The sequence below is a fragment of the Streptomyces sp. NPDC033270 genome, assembly GCF_055576575.1.
The window spans coordinates 76,327-83,290 of record NZ_JBVIRA010000034.1; the positions used below are offsets into that span (position 1 = coordinate 76,327).

Here is a 6,964-nt window from a genome sequence, read left to right on the forward strand (position 1 = left end):
TGGACCACCACCGTACAATGTCACGTTGCTCCGGTGGGCGACAGGGTGTAGGTCCGGCTGGAGGTGTAAAACTCCAGCGCTGCCCGGCCCTGTTCACGCGGCCCGTGACTGGACGCCTTGACGCCGCCGAACGGCAGGTGGAAGTCGACTCCGGTGGACGGTGCGTTGATCCGGATCATCCCGGTGTCGAGCCGGTCGAGTCCGCACAGCGCGGCGTCCAGATCCGCGGTGTGGACCGAGGTGACCAGGCCGTACGGCACGGAGTTGGCGATCCGCACCGCATGGGCCAGGTCGCCGGCGGGCAGCAGGGCCGCGAGGGGCCCGAAGACCTCGTCGCGCAGCAGGCGGTGCCCGGCGGGGACCTTCTCGACCAGTGTCGGCGCCGCGTACCAGCCGGGCCCGTCGGGCACGGTGCCGCCGGCCAGCACGCCCAGGCCGTGCCAGGCGTCACGGACCCGGTCGCGGGCGTGCTGGTTGATGAGCGGCCCGCTCACCGTGGCCCCGTCGGCCGGATCGCCGACCGGAACGGTGCGCAGCGCTTCACAGAGCGCTTCGCGCAGCGGATCGAGGGCCGCGCCGACCGCGATGACACGGCGGGTGGCGGTGCACTTCTGACCCGCATACCCGGCGATGGCAGCGGCCAGGTGGGCGGCGGCCCGCTCGATGTCGGCGTCGGGGAGGACGATCGCCGCGTTCAGGCCGCCCATCTCGGCCTGGACCGGAACACCGCGTTCCGTGGCAGCGCGGGCGACGGCCCGGCCCACGGTGGTCGAGCCGGTGAAGGAGACCACGTCGGCGGCGGAGACGAGCGCGTTGCCCTCCGTCGCCCCGCCGGGCAGGACGGTGAACACCCCGGCAGGCAGGGCCTGTTGGACGATCTCGGCCAGACGCTGCGCGCAGGCGGTGGCCTCGGGTGCGGGCTTGAGGACGGCCACGTTGCCGGCCGCGAGCGCCGGGGCGGCCTTCCAGCTCGGAATGGCGAAGGGGAAGTTCCACGGCGTGATCAGTCCGGCCACCCCGTACGGGCGGCGGCGGGTGAGCAGCAGGCCGGGGCCCGCGGCGGTCTCGTGGACGTCGCCGACGGGTGCGTACGGGGCCTGGGCGTAGTAGCGCCAGATCGCGACGGTGCGGGCGACTTCGGCCCGGGCTTCGGCGACCGGCTTGCCCACCTCGCGGACCGCGAGTGCGGTCAGCTCGGCCGCGGCGGCGTCGATCGCGGCGGCGACCGCACCAAGGGCGCCCGAGCGGGCGGCCGCCCCGCCGAGCAGCCAGTCGGGCTGGGCGGCGCGGGCCCGCTCCACCGCGTCGGCCACCGCGAAGGCGCCGGGCGCCGGAACCTGAACGAGCACGTCGGACGGGTCGGTCGGATTGCACGAGGTGATGAGGGGTACGGCGTCGGTCACAGGAGGAAGCCTCCGGGGAAGGGGTCGTCCGGGTCGAGGAAGTACTGGGCGGTGCCGGTGATCCAGGCGCGTCCGGTGACGGTCGGCACGACGGCGGGCAGCGCGCCCACGGTGGTCTTCTCGATCAGACGGCCGGTGAAGCGGGTGCCGATGAAGGACTCGTTGACGAAGTCCTGGCCGAGGGGCAGTTGGCCGCGGGCGTACAGCTGGGCCATCCGGGCCGAGGTGCCCGTGCCGCACGGGGAGCGGTCGAACCAGCCGGGATGGATGGCCATGGCGTGCCGCGAGTGGCGGGCGCCGGAGCCGGGAGCGGCGAGGTAGACGTGCTTGACTCCGGCGATCTCCGGTCGCTCGGGGTGGACGGGCCGCTCCGGTGAGGCGTTGATCGCGTCCATGATGGCGAGCCCCGCGGCCAGCAGGTCGTCCTTGCGCGCACGGTCGAACGGCAGGCCCAGTGCGTCGAGTTCGACGAAGGCGTAGAAGTTCCCGCCGAACGCCAGGTCGTAGGTGACCGTGCCGTAACCGGGCACGGCGACCTTGCTGTCCAGCGCGGCGCAGAACGCCGGCACGTTGGTGAGCGTGACCGCTGTGGCCGCGCCGTCGGCCACCTGGACCTCGACGGTCACCAGCCCCGCCGGGGTGTCGAGCCGGACCGTGGTGACCGGTTCGGTGACCGGCACCATGCCGGTCTCGACCAGGACGGTGGCGACCCCGATCGTTCCGTGCCCGCACATCGGGAGCAGCCCGGAGACCTCGATGTAGAGGACTCCGTAGTCGGCGTCGGGACGGGTGGGTGGCTGGAGGATGGCGCCGCTCATGGCGGCATGGCCGCGCGGCTCGTACATCAGGAGCGTCCGGAGATGGTCCATGTGCTCGATGAAGTACGTCCGCCGCTCGGCCATGGTGGCGCCGGGGACCACCCCGACGCCGCCGGTGATCACTCGCGTGGGCATGCCCTCGGTGTGCGAGTCGACGGCGTGGAAGACATTGCGGGTGCGCACGGGCTTCCTTTCGACGATCCGGTGGTGTGGTCAGCGGTGGCCGTCGGCAACGGCCTTCTCGGTGGCGGCCCGCACTGCCGCCTCGATCTCCGCTGTGAGCGGGGAACGCGGCGGACGGGTGGGCCCGCCCCGCCGCCCGACGACGTCCATGGACAGCTTGATGGACTGGACGAACTCCGTCTTGGAGTCCCACCGCAGCAAGGAGTGCAGGGACTTGTAGAGCGGCAGGGCCGTGGCCAGGTCGCCGGCGACAGCGGCGTGGTACAGCGCGGCGCAGCCGGCGGGGAAGGCGTTGGGGTATCCGGCGATCCAGCCGACGGCACCGGCGGTGGCGAGTTCGAGCAGCACGTCGTCGGCGCCGATCAGCAGATCGAGCTCCGGGGCGAGTTCGGCGAGCTCGTACGCCCTGCGGACGTCACCGGTGAACTCCTTCACGGCGACGATGCTGCCGTCCTGGTGCAGCCGGGCGAGCATGCCGGGAGTGAGATCGACCTTGGTGTCGATGGGGTTGTTGTACGCGACGACCGGCACCCCGACCCGGGCGACCTCGGTGTAGTGGGCGCGCACGCCCGGCTCGTCGGCCCGGTAGGCGTTCGGGGGCAGCAGGAGCACCGAGCCGCAGCCTGCTTCGGCCGCCTGCTCCGCCCAGTGCCGGGCTTCGGCACTGCCGTAGGCGGAGACGCCGGGCATGACGCGCGCCCCGTCGCCCGCGGCCTCGACGGCGGTCCGCACCACGCGGGCCCGCTCCTCGTCGGTGAGGGTCTGGTACTCGCCGAGCGAGCCGTTGGGCACGACTCCGTCGCAGCCGTTCGCGATGAGCCAGCGGACGTGCTCGGCGTAGGCGTCGTAGTCGACGGACAGGTCGTCACGCAGGGGCAGGGCGGTGGCGACCATGATGCCGCGCCAGGGGCGGGCGTTGTTCCAGGTGGTGGCGGTCATGCCGCGAAACCTCTCTAGGATGTGTGACATGTTGCTGAGCCGTGCCCCATCCGAGGGCGGCTCGGCTCGCGGTCAGGCGTCGCCGCCGGGGGCGGCGTCGGGATCGGATGCGGTCTCGGTGTGGTCCCCGGGCTCATGCCTGAGGGGGTCGTCCAGCGCGGCGAGCGCCGAGAGCGGGACGGGCGCGGCGAAAGGGCGGCGCTCGGCCGGGGGTTCGGCGGCTTGGTCGCGGGCAGCCAGGCAGGCCACTCCCGGGCCGCACATCCGGCCCTGGCACCAGCCCATGCCGGCCCGGGTCAGCAGTTTGACGGTGCGCGCGTCGCGGGCTCCGAGGTCCTCGACCGCCTCGCGGATCCGCCCGGCGGTGACCTCCTCGCAGCGGCACACCTCGGTGTCGTCCGTGAGCCAGCGGGGCCACCCCGGACCGGGCGCGTGGGCGGCGGCCATCGCCTCGGCGAAGGCGCGCATCCGGCCGATCCGGCGCTGGAGTTCCCGGACCCGTCCGGGATGGGCGGGGCGGTCGAGGATCCGGGCAGCCACCGACACTCCGGCCAACTCCCCTTCTGTTCGTGCGAGTTGGGCACCGCCCACTCCCCCGGTCTCGCCCGCCGCCCACAGACCGCGTACTGATGTCTCCTGAAGGCCGTCCAGGGTCAGGGCCCTGGTGCCGTCGGACAGCGGGCGGGTGACGCAGCCGAGCGCCGTGGCCAGTTCGATCTGGGGAACGAGGCCGTGCCCGACCGCCAGCGCGTCGCAGTCGATCCGTCGCCCCGTCCCCCGTACGGGACGCCAGTCGCCATCGAGACGAGTGACGGTGACGGCCTCCACCCGATCGGTGCCGTGCACCTCGGTGACCGCGCTGCGCATCCGCACCCGCACCCGGTGCCACAGCAGCGCGGCGCCGTGGACCAGCGCCTCGGCCGCCTTGTGCGGATTGCCGACGAGCGCCCGGGGGTGCCGGGCGTACCGCAGGTAGCCGGACGCCTCGACGACGGCCGGCACCCTCGCGCCGGCGGCGGCCAGCGAGGAGGCGACCGCGAGCAGCAGGGGGCCGCTGCCCGCCACCACGATCCGCCGTCCGGGCAGCACCAGGCCGGACTTGAGCATGGCCTGCGCTCCCCCGGCACCCACGACGCCGGGCAACGTCCAGCCGGGGAAAGGGAGTTGACGCTCACAGGCGCCGGTCGCCAGGAGCACCGCACGGGCCGCTACGCGCACGGGGCGCTCGCCGCCGCCGTCGACCCCGGTGACGGCGTGCACCGCCCACGCCCCGCCGGCGGCCCCAGCCCCCTCCTCCTGCGTCACACTCCACACATGATGGCCGGGAAGATGACGGACCTCGCTCCGTGCCAGCCGGCGGCGCAGGTCGGCGTAGGCGGACCAGTCATGGTGCAGTGCCTCGGGCCGGACGGCCCCCATGACGGGCGCCGGGGTGCGGTAGAACTGTCCGCCCGTCTGCGTGGAGGTGTCCAGCAGGGCGACGGACAGACCGAGTTCACCGGCCGCGACGGCTCCGGCGAGACCGGCGGCGCCCGCGCCGATCACCACCAGGTCGTACGGTTCAGACTCCGAGCGAGGCACGGCCGTGTCCTTCCTGAGTGGTGATGGTGTCCCCCGGCCGGGCCGGAACCAGGCAGGCCCGCCGATTGGGCTCTCCGTTGATGGTGGCGAGGCAGTCGTAGCACTGGCCGATGCCGCAGAACGCGCCCCGCGGGCGCCCGCCACCGCGTGTGGTGCGCCAGGCGAGGATTCCGGCACCCCACAGTGCGGCGGCAACGGACTGGCCGGGCAGTGCGGTCACGGCGCGCCCGTCGAACGTGATCCGGAACGGCGGACCGGGCTGAGCGCCGACCAGCTCGGCGGGGGTACGGGCCACGGATCCCCCTTTCATGGCAGTCGTGGCAGACATGGGCAGACACGGCAAACGGTCTCAGGCGCTGGACGCGAAGCGATCCGGCCTGAACGGAGAGACATCAAGGGGCGGTTCGCCGCCGGTCAGCGATCGCGCGACGACCAGCCCGGTGGCGGGAGCCAGGCCGATCCCCGCACCCTCGTGACCGCAGGCGTGCAGCAGTCCGGGGACGCGCGGGTCGGGGCCGAGGGCGGGCAGGTGGTCGGGAAGATACGGGCGGAAGCCGACGTAGGTGCGCATCGCCCGGACCCCGGCGAGGACCGGGAAGAGCGCGGTGGCCTGGGCCGCCAGGCGTCGCAGCACCTCGACCGACAGCGTGCGGTCGAAGCCGACCCGCTCCCGGCTGGCGCCGATCAGGACCGGCCCCGCCGGGGTGCCCTCCACCACCGCCGAACTCTGCAGTCCGGCGGAGCCGCTGGCCACATCGGCGACGTAGTCGGCCGCGTACACCTTGCGGCGGACGACGCGCGGCAGCGGCTCGGTGACCAGGACGAAGCCCCGGCGGGGCCGTACGGGAAGCTCGACACCCGCGAGACGGGCGAGGTCGCCGCTCCAGGTCCCGGCGGCGTTCACCACATACGGGGCGTGGAGCTCCCCGGCCGCCGTACGCACCCCCCGGATCTCGCCGCTCGCCCCCGTGAGCAGGCCGGTGACCTCCTCGCCGAGGCGCAACCGGACCCGGTCGCCGCCCGCGCGCAGCAGATGCGCGGCGGCGAGCGCCGGCATGACCTGCGCGTCCTGGGGGTAGTGGAAGCCGCCCGCCAGGCCGCCGGCGAGATGGGGTTCCAGGTCGTGCAGGCGGTCGGCCGGGACCTCGTCCGCCGTGACACCTGACGTGCGCTGCCGGGCTGCGAAGCCCCGCAGCGCGGCCATCCCGGCCTCATCGGAGGCGACGACCAGTCCGCCTTTGGGTTCGTACTCGACTTCCGGCGGGAGTTCGCCGGCCAGCTCGCGCCACAACTCGGTGGACAGCAGGGCCAGTTCGAGTTCGGGGCCCGGCTCCTTGTCGGAGACCAGGAGGTTGCCCTCGCCGGCCCCCGTCGTACCGCCCGCCACAGGGCCGCGGTCGAGCACGGTGACGCGGAGGCCGGACCGGGCGGCGTAGTGGGCGCAGGCCGCGCCGATCACACCCGCCCCGACGACGATGACGTCTGCGGAGTTCCTCATGAGCACGGCAGTAATATTTCACATTGCACTACGCGTGCCAAGAGGGTTCGGCCAACTGCCGAGCAGTTCCCCCGCGCACCTGTACCGCCCTGGCCGCCACGGCGCCCGGCCACGACGATGAGAGTCCGGCAGCATCGACGACGACCGAAACCGACCCTCCCCCCACGGGAGGGGGCGGACCGCAGGACGAAGTCCGGAGGGCCGCACCCGCACCCGAAAACGCCCCGCGCAGCGGCAACCAGCCCGCCGCTGGGGGTACCTCCCACGCTCTTAAGGCAGTGGGGGAGCAACGGCGCGAAAGCCAGACAAGTCGGCGGCAGCAAAGCGCAGCGGAGGGGCCAGCCGCAGGCGAACCAAGCGAAACCCCCACGGCGGGAAAGCCGACAACGTGGGACGCAGGCCAAACGGCTTAGGTCTCTGGCCCGTTACGCCCCCGGCTTTCACCGACCTAAGGGCTGTCCCGTAACTGCTGGTCACGGGTGAGATGATCTTGGTGTGGCTGGTGTGATCACGGCGTCGGAGCCGTCCTGGATAGCCCCGTT

Annotated in this window: 6 protein-coding genes; all 6 read right to left on the bottom strand. The window is 73.3% G+C overall.

The genetic code is table 11. The features are described from left to right. Positions 1 to 20: 20 nt before the first annotated feature. Complete coding sequence (locus tag ACZ5XZ_RS34610; RefSeq protein WP_468985550.1) at positions 21 to 1,403, bottom strand: aldehyde dehydrogenase family protein; 1,383 nt, start codon at positions 1,401 to 1,403, stop codon at positions 21 to 23. Beyond that, entirely contained in the window at positions 1,400 to 2,404 is a 1,005-nt protein-coding gene (locus ACZ5XZ_RS34615; protein WP_468985552.1) for a proline racemase family protein, read from the bottom strand. The genes ACZ5XZ_RS34610 and ACZ5XZ_RS34615 overlap by 4 nt, the downstream gene beginning before the upstream one ends. Before the next feature lie 30 nt (positions 2,405 to 2,434). Next, positions 2,435 to 3,343, bottom strand: coding sequence for a dihydrodipicolinate synthase family protein (locus tag ACZ5XZ_RS34620; RefSeq protein ID WP_468985555.1), 909 nt, complete (start codon positions 3,341 to 3,343; stop codon positions 2,435 to 2,437). A 72-nt stretch (positions 3,344 to 3,415) separates the two neighbouring features. Beyond that, positions 3,416 to 4,924 carry an FAD/NAD(P)-dependent oxidoreductase gene (locus ACZ5XZ_RS34625; RefSeq protein WP_468985558.1) on the bottom strand — a complete coding sequence of 503 codons (1,509 nt, stop codon included), beginning with the start codon at positions 4,922 to 4,924 and terminating at the stop codon, positions 3,416 to 3,418. Further along, positions 4,905 to 5,219: a (2Fe-2S)-binding protein gene (locus tag ACZ5XZ_RS34630; protein ID WP_468985560.1), complete on the bottom strand. Its 315-nt coding sequence runs from the start codon at positions 5,217 to 5,219 to the stop codon at positions 4,905 to 4,907. Before ACZ5XZ_RS34630 ends, ACZ5XZ_RS34625 begins: the two co-directional genes overlap by 20 nt. A 54-nt stretch (positions 5,220 to 5,273) precedes the next feature. After that, positions 5,274 to 6,422: an NAD(P)/FAD-dependent oxidoreductase gene (locus tag ACZ5XZ_RS34635; RefSeq protein ID WP_468985562.1), complete on the bottom strand. Its 1,149-nt coding sequence runs from the start codon at positions 6,420 to 6,422 to the stop codon at positions 5,274 to 5,276. Positions 6,423 to 6,964: the final 542 nt, after the last annotated feature.